The following is an 18,419-nucleotide window of genomic DNA, read 5'->3' as shown; positions in this document are numbered from 1 at the left end:
GGGCGTTTCCGCCCGGCTCCAGATCTCAGTTCAGCGAGGCCAGTTGCTTTGGCAGACGGAACGTCCAGACCATGCCGCCCTGGTTGAGATAATTGACCTTCTTGGCAACTTCCCCGCCCCAGAGTGGAACGGCGCCGCCCCAGCCGGAGATGATCGAGACATATTGCTCGCCGTCCTGTTCCCAGGTCACCGGCTGGCCGACGATGCCCGAGCCGGTCTGGAACTTCCAGAGTTCCTCGCCCGTCTCGTTGTTCAGCGCGATGAAGTCACCCTCAGGGGTACCGAAGAACACCAGGCCGCCGGCGGTGGCCATCGCCCCACCCCAGAGCGGGGCGCCGTTCTTGTATTCCCACTTGATCTCGCCGGTGTTCGGATCGATTGCCTTCAAGCTGCCGATGTGATCGTCGAAAAGAGGCTTGATGGTAAAGCCGGCACCGAGATAGGCAGCCCCCTTCTTGTAGGTGATCGGTTCGTTCCAGATGTCCATGCCCCATTCGTTGGAGGGCACGTAGAACAGGCCGGTCTTCGGGCTATAGGCCATCGGCATCCAGTTCTTGCCGCCGAGGAACGACGGCACGGCGAAGACCTGCTGGCCCTTGGCACCATCGGCTGCTTCAGCGGCATCGCCGGGCCGGTTGTCTTCATTGTAGATCGGGCGACCGGTTTCATCTATGCCCTTGGCCCAGGAAATGTCCTTCACGAAGGGATGGGCTGAGACGAACTTGCCGTCTTCGCGGTTGAGCACGTAGAAGAAGCCGTTGCGGTCGGCGGTGGCGAAGCGCTTGTTGCCGTCCTTGTCGACGAAGGGAACGACCTCGTTGACGCCGTCGAAGTCCCAGCCTTCGCGGGGCGTCGTCTGGAAATGCCACTTGATCTCGCCGTTCTCCGGGTCGATGCCTAGGCGCGAGGCGGCATAAAGGTTGTCGCCCTTGTTGCCTTCGACTGGCTTGCCGGCATTGCGCAGATGGCTGTTCCAGGGCGAGGGGTTGCCAGCACCGAAGACGAGCGTTTTTGTGTCCTCGTCATACGAGCCGCCGAGCCAGGTCGCGCCGCCGCCGGTCTTCCACATGTCGCCGGGCCAGGTCGCGTTGAGCGTCCCGGTCATCGTGCTTTCCTTGCCCTTGAAGGTGCCCATGTGGCCTTCGATGACGGGGCGTGTCCAGACGAGTTCGCCGGTCTCAGCGTTGCGCGCCTGCACCTCGCCGACGATGCCGAATTCGCCGCCGGAATTGCCCGTCACGACGAGGCCGTTCACGATCAGCGGAGCTGCGGTATAGCTGTAGCCTTCCTTGTAATCGGCGAGCTTCTTGTTCCACACGACGTCGCCGGTCTTGCGGTTCAGGGCGACGAGGCGCGCGTCGAGCGTACCGAAATAGATATTGTCGCCGTAAATGGCCGCGCCACGGTTGACCACGTCGCAGCAGGGCAGGATGCCTTCCGGCAGGCGGGCATCGTACTGCCAGACTTCCTTGCCGGTCTTGACGTCGATGGCGTAGATGCGGCTGTAGGAACCCGTGATGTACATGATGCCGTCATAAATGATCGGCTGGCTTTCCTGGCCGCGCTGCTTCTCGCCGCCGAGCGAGAAAGCCCAGGCAGGAACGAGATTCTTGACGTTCTTGGTGTTCAACGTCTCCATCGGCGAAAAGCGCTGCAAATTGCGGCCCATGCCGTTGGTCAGGACATCGCCGACGGTTTCTGCATCCTTCGCAAGATCGGCCTCCGTCACGCCGGCATACGCGGCGCTCGAACAGGCGATGGCCGCGATTGCGGCCAGAATGAATTTCCTCATGGCATCCTCCCACTCCATGCCCGCAGCAGGACGCGGGCTTCACAGTCGGATGATCGGCGCAGTTCCCCGACGCATGAATTCGACCTTGGTCGTAAAATACCCGTTACCGGCCATTCGGGACCCCACCAATAGGTCGTATTTCCGTTTGTCCTGGCGCTCGGTAGGCTGTCGGGGTTGCGGGAGGAGAAACAATGACTTTTATGAGATCGCTCACGAGCGCGCTCGTCGCCGCGCTCCTTTCCTTTGCGCCTGCTTTTGCCGAACGACCGATCGTCCGCACCGCGCTCCAGCTCTCGGGTACGGTGAACTGGGAAGCCGATACGATCCGCCACTACCGCCTCGACGAGGCGAACGGCTTTTCGATGGAGGTCACGGACATTGCCGGTGCACCGGCGGCGCAGATCGCGCTGATTGCCGGCGAAGTGGACATGATCGTTTCCGACTGGCTCTGGGTGGCGCGGGAACGCGCGGCTGGTCGCGATCTGGTCTTCATTCCCTATTCCCGCGCCGTCGGCGGATTGATGGTGGCGCCCGGTAGTTCCGCCAAGGCTCTTGCGGATCTCAAGGGGCGGAAGATCGGTGTCGCCGGCAGCCCCATCGACAAGAGCTGGCTGATTATGCGCGCCTATGCCCAGAAGGTGGAGGGGTTTGATCTCGCCGTTGAAAGCGAGCAGGTCTTCGGTGCGCCCCCGCTGATCTACAAGGCGGCGCTCGACGGCCAGGTCGATGGCGCGCTCAACTTCTGGAATTTCGGTGCGCGCATGCAGGCGGCGGGCATGCGCGTGCTGCTCCCGGTCGAAAAGGCGGCGGAAGCGCTCGGGCTCGATCCGGAAACGCCGCTCGTCGGCTATGTGGTGCGCGGTACCGTGCTCAAGGCGCATCCCGGTCTCGGCGCGGCGATCGCCAAAGCCTCGCACGCGGCCAAGGAGAAACTTGCCTCCGATCCGTCCGCCTTCGAACGCATCCGACCGATGATGAAGGTGGAGAGCGACGCCGAATTCGAAGCGCTGAAGGCAGGCTTTCTTGCCGGCACGCCGAAGAGTGGCGCGGTGGACGAGAAGGCTGCCGCCCGGATGCTCGCCCTCATGGCCGAACTCGGCGGCGCGGATCTTGTCGGGAACCTCAGGGAACTACCCGATGGCATCTTCTATCGTCCCGGCAGTTGAGCCGGTTCTACGGCTCGATTTCGACCATGGCGGCCCCGGCTGCGTGCTTGGCCCGATCGCCCTTTCATTGTTGCCTGGCGAGACGGTCGCACTAACGGGACCTTCCGGCGTCGGCAAAACGTCGCTGCTGAGGATCGCCGCTGGCCTTGACGGGACCTTTCGCGGGCACCGTGAGGCTACGGAGCGGCTCGCCGTCGTCTTCCAGGAACCCACTCTCCTTCCTTGGCGCACCGCCCTTCAGAATTTGATTATCATCGCCCGAATAACCGAAGACCAGGCGCAGGTCTGGCTTGAGAAAGTCGGTCTTGCCGGTTTCGGTGACCGGTTTCCCGGCGCGCTGTCCCTTGGCCAGCAGCGGCGGCTTTCGCTCGCGCGCGCCTTTGCCGGCGCACCGGACCTCCTGTTAATGGACGAGCCATTCGTCAGTCTCGATCCAGTGCTTGCCACAGATATGATGCGCGTCTTCGAAGACCTGAGGGCAGCACGCCCCTGCGCAACCCTCATCGTTACGCATGTGCAGGCCGAAGCCGAACGGCTTGCCGGGCGCATCCTGCGTCTCGAAGGGCGTCCGGCGCGGCTTATCGAGGACGATCAGAAGGCCGGCGCGTATTTCCAGTTGTCGGCGTCAGGCGTCACGACATCGAGGTCGTAACCGGCTCCCTTCAGGCGCCGCGCCGTGGGAAGGCCGCTCTCCGCAGCCTCATCGACGAGCTGGCGACCGAGCGCGCGGTTTTCCACGACGCCGCGACCGCGCATCAGGTCCAGGCCGTAGTTGAGCTTGCCGACCGGGTCGCCGGCTTCAGCGGCGCGGCGATCCCATTCGGCGGCGGCATCTGGGTTTTCCACGCTGCCGAGGCCGTTGTCGTCAAGCTGCGACATCCAGGTCATGGCCCCGGTCCAGCCGGCGGCGGCACAGCGCTCGAAGAGCTCGCGTGCCATTTCGTGCCGACCGGATTTGGTGATGTAGTAGCCGGTCGCACAGATCGTCATACCGGTGTGCCCTTCGGCAACGTCCTTCATGACCCGGTTCAACGTCAATTCCTCCGGATTGAGCGTGCCGCCGGCGTCGGCATCCGTCTGGGACATCGCGTCAGAGGCGAAGATCAGCAGGCTGACGGTAACGATGGCAAGGCGCATGGCGGTTCTCCTGTTCAGGCCTTTCGGGCGGTGAGCCCGCGGGCGGGGTCGTAGCCCCAGATGGCGACAAGACCGAAGACGACGAACGCGGCGAGTGTGACGGCGAGCGCCGTCAGATTGCCTTTGGCATAGAGGGCGAACCTGATCAGTTCGACGGCATGGGTGAAGGGATTGAGCGCACACAGATCACGTAGGCGCGGCGAGGCCTCGGCCATCTTCCACAGCGGATAGAGCGCGGAGGACAGGAAGAACATCGGGAAAATCACGAAGTTCATGACGCCGGCAAAATTTTCGAGTTGGCGGATGAAGGAGGACAGCAGCAGGCCGAGTGCGCCAAGCATCATGGCGGCCGCGGCCATGGCGGGGGCGGCGGCGAGATAGCCGACCCATGGGAATCGGATGCCGTAGAGCGCGGCGACGGCGAGGAAGGCATAGGCCTGCAGAACGGCAATCAGGCTGCCGGCCAGCAGGCGGCAGAACAACAGCCACCAGCGCGGCAGCGGCGCCGCGAGGAGGAGGCGCATCGAGCCCATTTCACGATCGTAGACCAGGCTGAGCGATGATTGCATGCCGCTGAAGAGCAGGATCATGCCGACAAGCCCCGGCACGATGTAGATCTCGTAGGTGATATAGGTCTGGTAAGGTGGTGTGATCGACAGGCCGAGTGCCGCGCGAAAACCGGTTGCGAAGACGAACAGCCAGACGAGCGGGCGCACCAGCGCCGCGACGAGCCGACCGCGCTGACCAAGGAAACGCAACGCCTCCCGGTAAAGGATAGCTCTCAGCGCAACGAAAGGACGGGTGCGCGGAACGTCGCTTAGCTTCTCTTCGATTGCTGGAAATGGTTCCGCAGTCATCTCCGCTCTCCCGTCAATGCAAGGAAGCGGGCTGTGAGATCGTCGCCACCGATCTCGCCGGCCTCGCCATCGGCGAGCACACGGCCCTGATGGAGAACGACGAGGCGGTCCTTTTCCCGTACCTCGTCCACCAAATGGGTCGCCCAGAGCACGGTCAAACCGCCAGCGGCAAGATCATGCACATGCGCGGTGATTGCTGCGCGCGAGGCCGCGTCGAGCCCGACCGTCGGCTCGTCCAGCAGCAGGACCTGCGGCCTGTGGAGGAGGGCGCGTGCGATCTCCATGCGCCGGCGGTGGCCGCCGTTCAGTTTCGCTGCCTTTTCGCCGGCGCGCTCTGCCATGCCGAGCTGTTCGAGCGCCGCCATTGCTCGCGTCTCCGCCTCCGACCCCGACAGACCATGCAGGGCCGCGAAATAGAGGAGGTTGCGCTTGACGGTGAGGTCCGGATCGAGCGTCGATGCCTGGAAGACGACGCCCATACGGGCGAGTGCAGCGCGGGGCTTGCGGGCCATATCGTGCCCGGCAACGGTGATGCGCCCCGCCCGCGGTGTGAAAAGCCGCGTGAGCATGCCGAACAGCGTCGATTTCCCGGCGCCGTTCGGACCGAGCAAGGCACAGAAGCGGCCAGACTGAACCGTAAACGACACGCCATCGAGCGCACGCCGCGCGCCCCAGTCATGGCTGATGCCCTCGACCGTCAAGCCGCTCATGGTGCTCACTCTATGGTGATGGCGACTTGCTGGGTGTCGCCGGTGCTACCGGGAATTTTCAGGTGGTAGCTACCAGGCTTGATCGCGACGAAGCTGATTTCGGCCTCACCCGCCTCGTCGAATTCGATGGAATCGACGCCGAGCGGACGGATCTCGATGCCCTCGATGACGATCTCGTTGACCCAGATGGCGCGAAAGAACCCTGCGCCCTCCAGCGCCAGTTCCTGGCTGCCGTCCGCCTCGATCTTGAGCGTGTAGTATTTGCCGGATTTCAGCGTCAGCGGACCCTTGGCAATGGGTTGTCCGGCCGAGAGTGTCAGCTCCGGCAAAGTCTCGCGGTTGGATTTCGAGAGAACGCCGGCAAGGCCCATGCCGGCCTCTGGCCTGGCGTCGTCATCGTCGTCTGCCAGCGCTGCGAATGGCATCGCGGCGAGCGCCACGGCGGCGAAAAGTGCTTTCTTCATTCTATCCTCCCTTTCGAAAAGTCATGGCCGGGTCGCCGCGCCCCAGGGGAAGCGCCCGACCTTGATGGATTTCATGGGCTCCAGCGTCGCGACATCGACGACGGTCACGTCGCCGGAGACCCCGTTGGTGGTGAAAAGCTGCTTGTGGTCAGGTGAAAAGGCGAGATGCCAGACGCGGCGGCCAGCAAGCACGTATTTCTCGATGGCAAAGGTCTCGGCATCGATGACGGCCACATGGTTTGCCGGGCCGAGCGCGACAAAGGCCCTCTTGCCGTCGGGCGTGAATTCGAATCCGACGGGCTGGATGAGGTCGGCATTGACGCCGGTAATTTCGAAACGGATTTTTGCCTTTTCCGCCTGGGTTGCGACGTCGAAGACGGTGATCGTGCCGCCGATTTCCGAGGAGACCCACAACTCCCTGCCGCCCTTGGCGAATTCGGCATGCCGTGGGCGGGAATCGACGAGCGTGTTGGCGAAGATGGTCTTCTTCTCCGTGTCGATCCAATGCGCCATGTTTGTCGTTTCAGAGGTGGTTATGACGATCTTGCCATCCGGCGATACGGCCATGCCCTCGGGCTCGATGCCGACATTGATCTGGGCTACCACCTGTCGCGTCTCGACATCGACGACGGTCGTTACCGCGTCGTCCTCGTTGGCGATCCACAGATGCTTGTCATCGGGCGCGAGCACGAACTGCTCCGGGTCCTCGCCCGACGGCAAGTCGTGCAGGATTTCGCCCGTCGCCGGATCCATCACCTGCACCGTGTCACTGTCCGAGGCGCAGATATAGACACGGCTGCCGTCGGAATTGAAGGTGATGCCGCGGGGCCGCTCCCCGGTCTTGATAGTGCGCACCACCTCCAGCGTCGCCGTGTCGATCACGGAGATCGTATCGTCCTTCTCGTTCGTCACCCATATCTCGCCGGCAAAAGCCTGAAAGGGCGCGGCCGCCAGCAGGGGGGCGATCAACAAAGGAAGGAATCTCATCTCAATCTCCAAAGGCAGTGCAGGCGCTTTCGGGCCGGTCGAGCCCCAGCGTGTCCATTTCATTGGTCTGGTGCAGGTAGCCGTCGAGCGGTGTCAGCTCGACCAACGCCCGGGCATTGACGACCGCTATCGGCTGCCGAAGCTGGCCGTTCCAGGCGCGATAGCTGAGGCTGCGCCCCTTGAAGCCGTCGAGTGCGAATTTGTCGGAAAGGATGAAGGCGCGAAGCACCGCGGGATCGGCGGAATTGGTGCGCGTCACCGCCTCTCCAACGGTGCGCAGCGCCGTCCAGGCAGCATAGTCGCGCGAACCCATGTCGCGGCCTGTCGCCTTCTCGAAGCGGTTCTGCAACTGCACGGCGGCCCATTGCTCGAGCACGGGCGCCCAACCCTCGCCACGAAGACCATCCGCGCCGGCAACGGGACGCGGGAGCCAGGTGTTGTCCTGGACATAGCGCGCAAAATCGTCCGCCTCGTCCGCGATCAGCAGGACGTCATGGTCGGGGAAATCCTGGGTGAAGAGCGGGATTTCCTGGCCGGCGGCGCGGCGCAGGTCCGTGTCGAAGGTCCAGTTCTTGGAGGCGAGGATATCGACGCCGAACTTCTGGGCTGAGATACGCAACGTCTCGGCATAGGCCTTGTCTTCCGGCTTCGGACCGACGATCAGGACGGTCCGCGTCCAGCGCCGGGCTTTCAGCACCTGCATCAGCGCGTCGGTACGCATCGCGTCTTCGGCTATGGTGTGCAGCAGGTTCGCGCGACAATCCGCATCGCGTAGCCGCCGTGCGCCCGAGGCAACGTTGAAGAGCAGGGCGCCCTTTGCTTCTGGGAGATCCGCGACGGCGAGCATGCCCTCTGGTGTCGCGTCGATGAACAGAACTTTTGAGGCCGCGAGCACCTTGCGCGCGGTATTGAGGAAGTCACCGCCTGGTTCGACCGAGACGACGGCGAGGCTGTAGGCATGGCCCATGAAGCTGCCGGTCGTCTTCGTGTCCGTGAGGGCGACCTCCGCTCCCGCGAGGCCGCGATCGTCGGGGATGGGATCGAGATTGGAGAGCACCGGCGGTGCCGCGACTTCCTGCCGGAGATAGGTCATTGGTATGGCGATTTCCGCCGCAGCTGGCGACGCCAGACAGACGACCGCTGCCGCGAGATATAGACCTCGATGGCGCGCTGCGAGACTTGCCAGCATATCATTTCCTCCCATTGGCCAGAATGTCGTCTGGCTGGCGCAACGGAAATACGACCTTGGTGCCATGAGCTTTAGCGACCTAGGTCGCATATCGCAGCGTGTGGGGTCTGCCGTAGAAAGTGGCAGTTTTAAATGCGAGGGAGGACCGCATGTCGGCCAACATCATTCGCGGCGGGATCGCCGCAGCCATCCTTCTGGCAACGACGAGCCTGGTGATCGCCCATGGCGATGTGGCGCCGCAGCCGGTCAATACGGACGCGTTGCCAGAGGTGGGCGAGGAGTGGCTGACAGAAAATCCCTATCGTGAGGCGAAGGCCGGCCATGACGTCTGGTTGAAGGCCGTGGAAATCGGCTCCTCCGGTTTCAACCAGAACTGCGCGCGCTGTCATGGTCTCGGAGCCGTATCCGGCGGACTTGCACCGGACCTGCGCTTCCTCGAAGCGGAAGAGGCGGGTGACGAGTGGTTCATCGAGCGCTTCCGCCACGGCTATACACAGGACGGCACCACCAAGATGCCGGCCTTTGGCGATATCCTCGGCCAAAAGGCGGCCTGGGCGATCCGTACCTATGTGGAAACGCGGCCGGAGGACGGTGCGCTCGACGAGCACGCCAAGCGCCTGCACGAAATTCGCGATGAACTGGGCAGTGGCAAGGTCGCCGATACCGGCGCGCTCAAGAAGGAACTGGAGACGATCGCCGCCGAAGTGAAGACGGCCTCTGGCGCACCGATCGCCGACAGCGTGACCTATGAGGCGGCACGCATCCTCACCGACGCGCCCGAGACCTGGAAGAAGGCGGCGGAAGTGCTGACCGTCGGCCTTTCCGCCACGCAGTAAACTGTCATGCTGCGTAGAACCCTTCTGGCCTTCATCATCGGCGCCGCCCTTCCGGGCGGCGCCTTTGCGCGTTGCGAGGACTACAAACCCCAGCCGAAGCCTCAGAACACCTTCGCGCAGGATGTCGGGCGAAGCTTCGACCGGATCGTTGAGGAGGGATGGATCGAGTTTGCGGTCTATGACGACTACGCGCCCTGGTCCTATGAGGAAAAGGGCAAGGCGGCTGGCGTCGATATCGAAATCGGCCGGCTGATCGCCAAGGCCCTCGGCGTCGAGGCCAAGTTCCGGCTCGTGGCATCCGGCGAAAATCTCGAGGCCGATCTGCTCAACTATGTCTGGAAGGGGGCTGCCGTCGGCGGCCGCGTCAGCGATGTCATGCTGCATGTGCCCTATGACAGCGCGCTCGTCTGTCGAGTCGAGCAGGTCGTCTTCACCGGGCAATATGCGGCGGAAAATATCGCGATTGCCTATCGCACCACCGACTACGAGGAGAAGGGCCCCACACCGCCCTTCTTCCGGTTTGACCCCGTTGCTGTCGAGAATGACTCGATTGCCGACTTCTATCTCACCTCGCTGATCGGGGCCGTCGACAAGATCCACCGCTTCCGTTCCACAGCCGCCGCCGTGGATGGGTTGGCCAAAGGCGACACAAAGGCGGCAATGGGGCCGCGCGCTGAACTGGAAGCGGGGTTGATACGCCATCCTAAAGATGGACTGGCGGTGCATTCCCCACCGTTGGTCGGCTTTGCGCGGGGACACTGGACCATCGGCGTCGGCATCAATTTCCAGCACAGGGATCTCGCCTATGCGGTTGACGAGGCGATCGAGAATGCGCTTGCCGAAGGTGAAATCGCCCGTATTTTTGAACGATACGGCCTGACATACACGCCGCCGCAACGCTGAGCCAACGGGCTCAAGCGTTCAGAAAGTGGAGACGTCGCCGGCGAAATCCACCGCCGTCACCCGCATCACATCGCGGGCCTTTCCAATTGCCTTGCGGATATCGTCGGCGGACATCAGGCAGAAGGCTGTAGAAAAGCCGTCTGCCATTGCCGCGCTTTCCGCTTCCACCGAAATCGTTGACCAGCATGGGGCCTCACGCTTCGGTCCGAGGATATGGAAGCTGCCGCCAATGCGCATGGCGGCCGGGCTGGAGGTCGCGATGGCATTTCCCGTCAGCCGCCGGACCGCAACTTCACCGATGGCCGGATCTTCCACTGCGACGGTGAATGGTCCGCCGATGGTTGCGTATTCCCCCATTTCGACAAGAGCCTGATTATAGCCTGCCTTGCGAAGCAGGGCGCGTACCCGATCCGCCGCATACCCCTGTGCAAGCCCGTTGAAGGTCAGCGCCTGGCCGTCGTCGAGCCGGATGGGCGTTCCGATCCGCACGCGGTTCCAGCCGATCGCGGCCCTTGCATCCGCGGTATCGCGGCCTTCGGCAAGGGCGCGCCATAGCGGTTGAACCGTCGGATCGAAGCGCCCGTCGGTACGACGGTAGAGATCATCGGCCAAGCTGCACAGATCGAGCAAGGCGGCGGGCGGCTCGTCAAGACGGCCGGCGGCATTGAGACGGCTCAACGCCGAGGCGGGTTTGAACAGACTGGCTGCGGCCTCGACCTCGGCTATGGTGGCGCCGACATTGCGCACGACATCTGCGGAAAGCGCGCGCGGGCCGCGCAGGTCGATACGCACCGTACCGCCGAGCATATCGGCCTGCCATGTCGTGATCTCGGCCCGCGCAGGGCCGCCAAGTGCCGCCGCCGCGGCGATGAAGAGAAAGCGCCGCCGCTTCATGGCTGGGCTCCCGCCGGCTGCGGTGCGCGCTTTCTCGCTGCAAGCACCAGCGGCACGCATTGCGCCGTGTCGTCATGGATCGACACGCAATCGAGACACTGGAAGCATTGGGAATAGGCGATATGGCCTGTCTTCTTGATGGCGCCATAGGGGCAGCGCACGCGGCACAGCTGACACGGCGAGCCGCATTCCACGCGTCGCGGGATCCATCTGCGGGTGCGGAGCAGGCCGCCCAACGCCATCAGGGCGCCAAGCGGGCAGAGGTAGCGGCAGAAGCCCTTGAAGGTGATCGCACCGAGGGCCAGCCAGAAGAGGGCATAGGCGACATAGTACCATTCGCGCTGGAACCCGGTGGTGACGGCCGTCTTGAAGGGTTCGATCTCGGCCGCCGTTTCCGCCCTTTCCGGTGCGAACACGGCAATGGCGATGAGGGCCGCGAGCGATAGCCATGTCCCGGCCTTGAGCCGGGCGTCCCACGCCGGGGACGGGTTCCATTGCGGCAGTCGCAGCAGGCGGCCGGCGTGGTGGGCAAATTCCTGCATGGCGCCGAAGGGGCAGAGCCAGCCGCAGAACAGGCCGCGCCCCCAGAGCAGGAAGCCGATGATGGTCGCGCTCCAGATCATGAGCGAGAACGGGTCGTACAGCAGCACGGCGAGGTTGCCGCCACCCATTGCCGTCCGAAGCGCGGCAAGCGGTGTGACGACCGATAGCTGGCCCTGGCCCCACCATCCGACGAATCCGATGACGAGGGCGAGAAAGCCGAGCCGCGCAGGGCGCAGTTGCGCAGGCCTTGCAAGTCTGTGCATGCCCGGACCGACGGCGGCGAACAGGCCGGCAAGCAAAAGAAAGAGAAGGGCGAGATCCCATTTGCGAGAGACCATCGCCGCCTGCCATGCGGGCAGGGCAACTGAGATCTGCGGGCGACCGAAGAACTGCCCGTCGGCCTTCAGGGTAAGCGGGAAATGGGCGGATCCGCTTTCCGGCTTCAGCATCCCATGCGCGCGCACGGCCTGCGCCGCCAGCGTCCACTCCCGCGTTGGGTCGAAGCCGAGGCGGCGGTCGATACGCAGGACCATGCGCGTGCCGTGGGGCACGCCGTCCTGCGTCTCCACCAGCATGTCGGCGTCACGCAGCGCGAGGGGCAGGCCGTCCTGTTCTGCCGAGAGCCGGTCCGGCGCCGTATTGCGCACGAAATCCTGCGAGACGAGGCCGTGGCGGCCTGCGTCGATGACGAGGACGGGTTCGTCGTCAGGCGAAACCCGAAGAAGGCGTTGAAGATCGGCAAGGCTGTCGTTGCTCAGCACAGCCCTGGCGATGGCCGGAGGCCCGATGTCGACGGCCCACAGATCGAGATAGAGGCCCTCGGGGTCCGCCGCGGCGTCGGGATCGTCATGCGCCCAGATGGTCTTTCGGAAGGCTGCGTCGAGTTTCGCGTTGGTGACCTTGAGGTTGCGGGCATAGCCGCGCTCGACGAGCGTCGCCCAGTCGAGCGCCTCATCGATCGCCGGGTCGGGGTAAGCGGGCGGGCCGCTTGCAACGCCCTGCATCTTCTCGCGTGCGACGGCGAGCGTTGCGGCCAGGATCGATTCGTGGGCAATACGCACCGAGGCCGTCGCCTTGGTCACACCGTCGAGATAGACGAGGTCCGAGCCATTGCCGGCATCGCCATAGGGCGTGCCGACGACCAGCGGCTCATGGATCGAATGGCCGCGGTATTGCTTCAGAAATGCATGAAGGGGTGCTTCGCCGAGGCCGGATACGAAAATCGGTTCATTGTGCGAGACAAGCCTGACATCGAGAAACCGGCCATCGAGGTCGATGGTCACGAGCATATCGATGGGCGCGCCGGAAAAGCCGGGAAGCGGGGCGAGGGGACCGGTCTCGAAGACATAACCGGCCTCCGCGCCGCCGGAATTGAGAAGCGTCCATACACCCTTGTCGTTCACGGCTTCGCCAAGGGCATAGGGCGGCACGATCATCGCCTGGAGCGCCTCGCGATCGAGTGGTGCGGCAAGAGTGGTCTGAAGTCCGGCAATCAGGCTTCCGCCGGTCAGGACCAGGATAATAAAAACGCGCTGCAGCGCTGCATATAGCCCAAAGCCTCTCCCCATCGCGCGTTCCTCCCGCTCCGATTTCTATGCAGCGGGCGGGCGGGCGCCCATACGACCAAGGTCGTGGATGGGTGAACGGTCCGCGCCGCTATAATGCGCTCGGGAGATGACCCATGTTGCAGAAGAGTGTAGAAGATCGCGCTCCCAGGAGCGTGTTCATCCTGTCCCTTGTCCTGTTCGTCGTGTTCTGGGCGGGGCTCTCGGCGCTGAAGGCCGACCGGACGGTCCTGCCGGATCCGCTCGAAGTCGCGCGCGTGCTTCAGGCAGAGCTCGCGTCCGGCCGGCTTATCCGCGATCTTCTGGCGACACTTTCCCGTGTTGCCGCGGCCTTCGCCTTCGCCATGGCGCTCGGCATGCCGCTCGGCATTCTTCTCGGAAGCTACCGACGCTTCAATCATTGGGCCGATCCCTGGGTGACGATCTTCATGAACCTGCCGGCGTTGGTGCTGATCGTCCTGTGCTATCTTTGGATCGGTCTCAACGAAGTGGCAGCGGTCGCCGCCGTGACGCTCAACAAGACCGCCATGGTCATGGTCACCGTGCGGCAGGGCGTGCGCACCTTCGATCCCGCCCTCGCGGACCTCGCCTTCGTTGCCCGGCTGACTCGGGGCGAGCGTTTCCGGCATCTGGTTTTTCCGCAGCTTGCGCCCTGGCTGGCGGTTGCGGCGCGAAACGGTATCGCGGTCATCTGGAAGATTGTGCTGGTGGTCGAATTCCTCGGTCGGTCAAACGGCATCGGCTTCCGGATCCATCTGTATTTCCAGCAATTCGACGTCGCCCATATCCTCGTATATTCCCTCGCCTTCGTGGCCGTGATGCTTCTGGTAGAGCATGGCCTGATCCAGCCCTGGGAGAGCCGCGCGACCCATTGGAAACGAAAGTCGCTTTCAGGCGAGGCCGGGGGGTAGGCGATGCACACATCAAGTCACAGTTGACTGGCCGAGGTGGCCGCCGGAAGCAGGGTCGCTATAGCCCTGCGGCTTTTCCGGTCGGTCCCTGGGCCGGAATCATTCGGGAGGAAAGCGAATGTCCATGTCTTTTGACCACGCAGATCATGTGCATACCATTGCAGGTCATGCCTCGGCGGCGGCCAGTTCTCCCATCGCCGCCTCATGGCGCCGCTGCCTGACGCTCTACGGTCTTTCCCCGGAAGAGCACCGGACGCCCTGGCGGCTGACCGAGGCGGAGTTCCGGCAGGTCCGGGCTCGCGCGAGTGTCCTGATCGAGGAGGCAGGCGCCGAAATCGACCGGCTCTTCGCAATTGTGGGAAAGGGCGGCTGCTGCCTTTTGCTGACCGACGAGAACGGCATCGCGCTCGAGCGGCGCGGGGCGGCGGGCGACGACCGAGAGTTTCGCGGCGTCGGCCTCTGGTCCGGCACGGTCTGGAGCGAGGCGAGCGTGGGCACCAATGGCATCGGCACGGCGCTGGCCGACGAGCGGTCGGTGGTGATCCTCCGCGATCAGCATTTCCTGTCGCAGAACACCGGCCTGTCCTGCACCACGGCGCCGATCCGCGACCATACCGGCCGTATCGCCGCCGCCCTCGACATTTCCACCTGCCGAGACGATGCGAACGAGATGACGATGGCGGTCCTGTCGCAAGCTGTGCGGGATGCCGCGGCGCGCATCGAGGCGGGCCTCTTCCGCCGTGTCTTCTCCGCCGCCCGCATTCTGCTCGTGCCTGTCGAGGGGCGCACGGCACCGGCTTTTTTGGCCGTCGACCGCGACGACCTCGTGGTCGGAGCCACCCGCGCCGCCCGGCTGGCGCTCGGCCTCGACGACCGGCGCATCGCCTCGGGCGTCGCGGCATCCGATCTCCTGCAGGAGGACCGGTTGGAAGAGGGGCGGGACCTCGACGTCGCTGAACGCGCCGCGCTTCGCCGCGTGCTGGCGCGCGCCGGCGGCAATATCAGCCAGGCGGCTGACCTGCTCGGCATCAGCCGCGCGACGCTCTATCGCAAGATGAAGAAGCTCTCGATCAACTGATGCTGCGGCGCAGCACAGCCTGTCGCATTGTCCTGTCTCGATTCTGAAACAGTCGCGCCTGCCATCGCCGGTCAGCCCCTTTCGTACCCGCCAGAAGCGCAGCACCATCTTTCTCGACGGCCCATCCGGGCCCTTCATGGGAGGAATGACAATGCTGCATCAGAAGATCGTCGAGAATCCGTACAAGGCGAAGTACGGCAATTTCATCGGTGGCGAGTGGAAGGAGCCCGTCGCGGGCCGCTACTTCGACAACATCACGCCGATCACCGGCGGCAAGCTCTGCGAAGTCGCACGCTCCGACGCCGCCGATATCGAGCTGGCGCTCGACGCCGCCCACGCCGTCAAGGACAAGTGGGGCCGCACCTCTTCGACGGAGCGCGCCAATATCCTGATGAAGATCGCCCAGCGCATGGAGGACAACCTCGATCTGCTTGCCCGCGCCGAGACCTGGGACAACGGCAAGCCGCTGCGTGAAACGATGGCCGCCGACATTCCGCTCGCCATCGATCACTTCCGCTATTTCGCCTCGTGTGTACGCGCGCAGGAAGGCACGATCGGCGAAGTCGACCACGATACGATCGCCTATCACTTTCACGAGCCGCTCGGCGTCGTCGGCCAGATCATTCCCTGGAACTTCCCGATCCTGATGGCCGCCTGGAAGCTCGCGCCGGCGCTTGCCGCGGGCAATTGCGTGGTGCTGAAGCCCGCCGAGCAGACGCCGTCCTCGATCCTCGTCTGGGCCGAGCTGATCGGCGATCTCCTGCCGGCCGGCGTGCTCAACATCGTCAACGGCTTCGGCCTCGAGGCCGGCAAGCCGCTCGCCTCCAACCCGCGCATCGCCAAGATCGCCTTCACGGGCGAGACGACGACCGGCCGCCTCATCATGCAATATGCCAGCCAGAACCTCATTCCGGTGACGCTGGAGCTCGGCGGCAAGTCGCCGAACATCTTCTTCGAAGACGTGATGCGCGAAGACGACGACTATCTCGACAAGGCGCTGGAAGGCTTCGCGATGTTCGCGCTGAACCAGGGCGAGGTCTGCACATGCCCGAGCCGCGCGCTGGTGCACGAGAAGATCTACGACCGCTTCATGGAAAAGGCGATCAAGCGCGTCGAGAAGATCGTGCAGGGCAACCCGCTCGACACGGCGACGATGATCGGCGCGCAGGCGTCGTCCGAGCAGCTCGAAAAGATCCTCTCCTATATCGACATCGGCCGGCAGGAAGGCGCGGAAGTGCTGACCGGCGGCGGGCGCAACGATCTCGGCGGCGATCTGGCCGGCGGCTATTACGTCAAGCCGACCGTCTTTCGCGGCAACAACAAGATGCGCATCTTCCAGGAGGAAATCTTCGGGCCGGTCGTTTCGGTCACCACCTTCAAGGATGATGCGGACGCGCTCGCCATCGCCAACGACACGCTCTACGGCCTCGGCGCCGGCGTGTGGAGCCGCGATGCCAACCGTTGCTATCACTTCGGCCGCGACATCCAGGCCGGCCGCGTGTGGACCAACTGCTACCACGCCTATCCGGCGCATGCCGCGTTCGGCGGCTACAAGCAGTCGGGCATCGGCCGCGAGACGCACAAGATGATGCTCGACCACTACCAGCAGACCAAGAACATGCTGGTCAGCTATTCTCCCAAGGCGCTCGGCTTCTTCTGAGCCGCCGCCGGCCTTCTCCTACCCCCCCCGGGGAAGGCAACCGCAGGGCAGGGCGCTTTCTCCGTGACCTGCCTTCCCCTCTCTCCGCGTTTTCCGGAGGGAGGGAAACCTGTTTCGGGAGGCCACGATGACAGACATGCCAGAAGCCATCACGCAGCCGCGGGTCGTCGCGACAGATGCGGCGCTTGCGCTCATCCGGGAAATCCAGGCGGATTATCCCGATATCCTCTTCCACCAGTCCGGCGGCTGCTGCGACGGCTCGTCCCCCATGTGCTATCCGGCTGACGACTACATCGTCGGCGACCGGGACGTCAGGCTCGGGGAGATCGGCGGTGTGCCCGTCTATATCAGCGAGAGCCAGTTCGGCGTGTGGCAGCACACGCAGCTGATCATCGACGTCGTGCCGGGTCGCGGCGGCATGTTCTCGCTCGACAACGGGCGGGAGAAGCGCTTCCTCACTCGCTCGCGCCTCTTCGAAGGCAGCGGGACGTGTCCGCTGCCGGGGTCCTGAGTGGCAAAATCAATCAGGCCTTGGCGCTCACAATTCGGTAGCCGCCGGAGGTTTGGCATCGCGCCGCCCGCAGGTTGGAAACCGGGTTGTCACACCCTGATCGCCAGCCTGAACCCGCCCCAGTGCCGCCCATCAACGAAGATCGGGGCGGAGAAATCCTTCATCATGACGAATTGCCCGCCGCCCATGTCGCGCCGGTAGGTCTGGAGAAGAAACGGCTCGGTATTGCGGCCAGCTGCCAGGCCCACGCGGTCGTCGAAGATACGGCGGTTACGGCAATTGGCGGTGTTCCACGCCGAGTTTCCCGGCCGCTGCGGCTGGGAGAACTTACGGTTGTGGGTTGGAAGGTAACCGTTCTCGTCGACGGCGGCGCAGAAGGCGATGCGGTCGTCCACCGTGACCGCCGGCTCCTGGATCGCCGGGAGCACACGGTCGGTGAAATCGGTAAAGCGTGTCGTTATCTGCACCGGGTCCGTTCCCGGAATGGGCCGATATTGCCTGTCGAACAGCGCGTCGAGCGCGATCTCGCCACTACGCACGGCCACGCAGAAGCGGTCGGAGACCTCGCCGGCAAGCTGCTGCACGAGAAGGATATAAGGCGTATCCGGTGTCTCGATGCCGGCGCTCGCCGTCACCTGGATGATACGCTCTGAGATCGCGACTACCTCACCGACCTTGCCGGAGGCGTCCTGCAGCACCTCGTTCGAGCGGATGATTTCCGCCGAGGCCGCGCCGATAGAACGGGCGAATTCGCTGCATTCGCGGTCCACCGCGCCTGTCGTCCCAGCAAGGGTGGAGGCGCTGTCCAGTATCTTCGACATCACCTCCTCGACGCCGGCAAAGGAGCCTTGTACGGCCGAGGCTGTGACCTTCACGCCCTCTGCGGAAACCCGCGCGCCCTCGCCCGCCGCTCCCAGGCGGTCGATACGGGCACGCAGGTCCTGCAGGGTCTTCTGGATCGCGGCCGTCGTGCTGGAGGTCTCCAGCGACAGCGCCCGCACCTCAGCTGTGTTTCGGCATGGAATAAGGGCTCTGACGCAATCTCGATGACATCACGCCCCTCCGACGATGCGTGCTTCAAGCAGATCGAGCTTTCCGGGGTCAGAACAAGATTTGTTCCCCCAGACACGCTAAGGTCGAACGGACCGTGAACTCTCGTCGCGAACCCGCATAATGGTCTGCCGGCTCGTCGCGAATTTCCTTGCTATCGCCGAAA

General features: G+C 64.1%; 17 protein-coding genes and 1 pseudogene. 8 read left to right on the top strand and 10 right to left on the bottom strand.

The genetic code is table 11. The features are described 5' to 3' along the window. Positions 1-25: 25 nt before the first annotated feature. Complete coding sequence (locus DSD28_RS25200) at positions 26-1,792, bottom strand: PQQ-dependent methanol/ethanol family dehydrogenase (RefSeq protein WP_119259191.1); 1,767 nt, start codon at positions 1,790-1,792, stop codon at positions 26-28. Positions 1,793-1,983: 191 nt separating this feature from the next. Between DSD28_RS25200 and DSD28_RS25195 the strand changes: the two genes are divergently transcribed. Together DSD28_RS25195 and DSD28_RS25190 are read left to right on the top strand one after the other, a co-directional pair. Then, on the top strand, positions 1,984-2,958 hold the full coding sequence (locus DSD28_RS25195) for an ABC transporter substrate-binding protein (protein WP_119259190.1): 975 nt from the start codon (positions 1,984-1,986) through the stop codon (positions 2,956-2,958). Further along, the gene (locus DSD28_RS25190; RefSeq protein ID WP_119259189.1) at positions 2,930-3,610 is read left to right on the top strand and encodes an ABC transporter ATP-binding protein; all 681 of its coding nucleotides are present in this window, start codon (positions 2,930-2,932) and stop codon (positions 3,608-3,610) included. Before DSD28_RS25195 ends, DSD28_RS25190 begins: the two co-directional genes overlap by 29 nt. On the opposite strand, the gene DSD28_RS25185 is transcribed toward DSD28_RS25190, so the two are convergent. The 6 genes from DSD28_RS25185 to DSD28_RS25160 are packed head-to-tail and all read right to left on the bottom strand — an operon-like array spanning position 3,550 to position 8,206. Continuing rightward, entirely contained in the window at positions 3,550-4,095 is a 546-nt protein-coding gene (locus DSD28_RS25185) for a tetratricopeptide repeat protein (protein ID WP_119259188.1), read from the bottom strand. The two genes, DSD28_RS25190 and DSD28_RS25185, sit on opposite strands and share 61 nt — an antisense overlap. 14 nt (positions 4,096-4,109) lie before the next feature. Next, a complete protein-coding gene (locus tag DSD28_RS25180; RefSeq protein ID WP_119259187.1) occupies positions 4,110-4,952 on the bottom strand; it encodes an ABC transporter permease in 843 nt (280 codons plus the stop codon). Further along, positions 4,949-5,662 (bottom strand): ABC transporter ATP-binding protein, encoded by a 714-nt coding sequence (locus tag DSD28_RS25175; protein WP_119259186.1) that lies wholly within the window; start codon positions 5,660-5,662, stop codon positions 4,949-4,951. The genes DSD28_RS25180 and DSD28_RS25175 overlap by 4 nt, the downstream gene beginning before the upstream one ends. A gap of 5 nt (positions 5,663-5,667) precedes the next feature. Further along, positions 5,668-6,126: a hypothetical protein gene (locus DSD28_RS25170; RefSeq protein WP_119259185.1), complete on the bottom strand. Its 459-nt coding sequence runs from the start codon at positions 6,124-6,126 to the stop codon at positions 5,668-5,670. Positions 6,127-6,147: 21 nt separating this feature from the next. Further along, positions 6,148-7,113, bottom strand: coding sequence for a YVTN family beta-propeller repeat protein (locus tag DSD28_RS25165; RefSeq protein WP_119259184.1), 966 nt, complete (start codon positions 7,111-7,113; stop codon positions 6,148-6,150). Between the two features lies 1 nt (position 7,114). Beyond that, positions 7,115-8,206 (bottom strand): ABC transporter substrate-binding protein, encoded by a 1,092-nt coding sequence (locus tag DSD28_RS25160; protein ID WP_245424930.1) that lies wholly within the window; start codon positions 8,204-8,206, stop codon positions 7,115-7,117. A 245-nt stretch (positions 8,207-8,451) separates the two neighbouring features. Between DSD28_RS25160 and pedF the strand changes: the two genes are divergently transcribed. Both pedF and DSD28_RS25150 read left to right on the top strand, forming a co-directional pair. Then, the gene (gene pedF, locus DSD28_RS25155; protein ID WP_119259182.1) at positions 8,452-9,138 is read left to right on the top strand and encodes a cytochrome c-550 PedF; all 687 of its coding nucleotides are present in this window, start codon (positions 8,452-8,454) and stop codon (positions 9,136-9,138) included. A gap of 6 nt (positions 9,139-9,144) precedes the next feature. Further along, complete coding sequence (locus DSD28_RS25150; protein ID WP_119259181.1) at positions 9,145-10,041, top strand: transporter substrate-binding domain-containing protein; 897 nt, start codon at positions 9,145-9,147, stop codon at positions 10,039-10,041. 18 nt (positions 10,042-10,059) lie between these two features. On the opposite strand, the gene DSD28_RS25145 is transcribed toward DSD28_RS25150, so the two are convergent. Beyond that, complete coding sequence (locus DSD28_RS25145; protein ID WP_162911553.1) at positions 10,060-10,935, bottom strand: FAD:protein FMN transferase; 876 nt, start codon at positions 10,933-10,935, stop codon at positions 10,060-10,062. After that, complete coding sequence (locus DSD28_RS25140; RefSeq protein ID WP_119259179.1) at positions 10,932-13,046, bottom strand: 4Fe-4S binding protein; 2,115 nt, start codon at positions 13,044-13,046, stop codon at positions 10,932-10,934. The genes DSD28_RS25145 and DSD28_RS25140 overlap by 4 nt, the downstream gene beginning before the upstream one ends. 113 nt (positions 13,047-13,159) lie before the next feature. On the opposite strand from DSD28_RS25140, the gene DSD28_RS25135 reads away from it, so the two are divergent. The 4 genes from DSD28_RS25135 (at position 13,160) to DSD28_RS25120 (ending at position 17,203) form a co-directional block, all read left to right on the top strand. Continuing rightward, on the top strand, positions 13,160-13,954 hold the full coding sequence (locus tag DSD28_RS25135; RefSeq protein ID WP_119259178.1) for an ABC transporter permease: 795 nt from the start codon (positions 13,160-13,162) through the stop codon (positions 13,952-13,954). Between the two features lie 118 nt (positions 13,955-14,072). Continuing rightward, entirely contained in the window at positions 14,073-15,032 is a 960-nt protein-coding gene (locus DSD28_RS25130; RefSeq protein ID WP_119259177.1) for a helix-turn-helix domain-containing protein, read from the top strand. Positions 15,033-15,183: 151 nt separating this feature from the next. Continuing rightward, a complete protein-coding gene (adh, locus tag DSD28_RS25125; RefSeq protein WP_119259176.1) occupies positions 15,184-16,692 on the top strand; it encodes an aldehyde dehydrogenase in 1,509 nt (502 codons plus the stop codon). Between the two features lie 136 nt (positions 16,693-16,828). After that, the gene (locus tag DSD28_RS25120) at positions 16,829-17,203 is read left to right on the top strand and encodes a DUF779 domain-containing protein (protein ID WP_119259214.1); all 375 of its coding nucleotides are present in this window, start codon (positions 16,829-16,831) and stop codon (positions 17,201-17,203) included. 89 nt (positions 17,204-17,292) lie between these two features. Here DSD28_RS25120 and DSD28_RS25115 read toward each other — a convergent pair. Then, a pseudogene (locus DSD28_RS25115) lies at positions 17,293-18,207 on the bottom strand (methyl-accepting chemotaxis protein); the annotation flags it as partial. Positions 18,208-18,419 lie beyond the last annotated feature (212 nt).

Source organism: Shinella zoogloeoides, from assembly GCF_003574625.1.
GTDB lineage: Bacteria > Pseudomonadota > Alphaproteobacteria > Rhizobiales > Rhizobiaceae > Shinella > Shinella zoogloeoides_A.
This window is presented reverse-complemented; position numbering and strand designations above follow the sequence as displayed.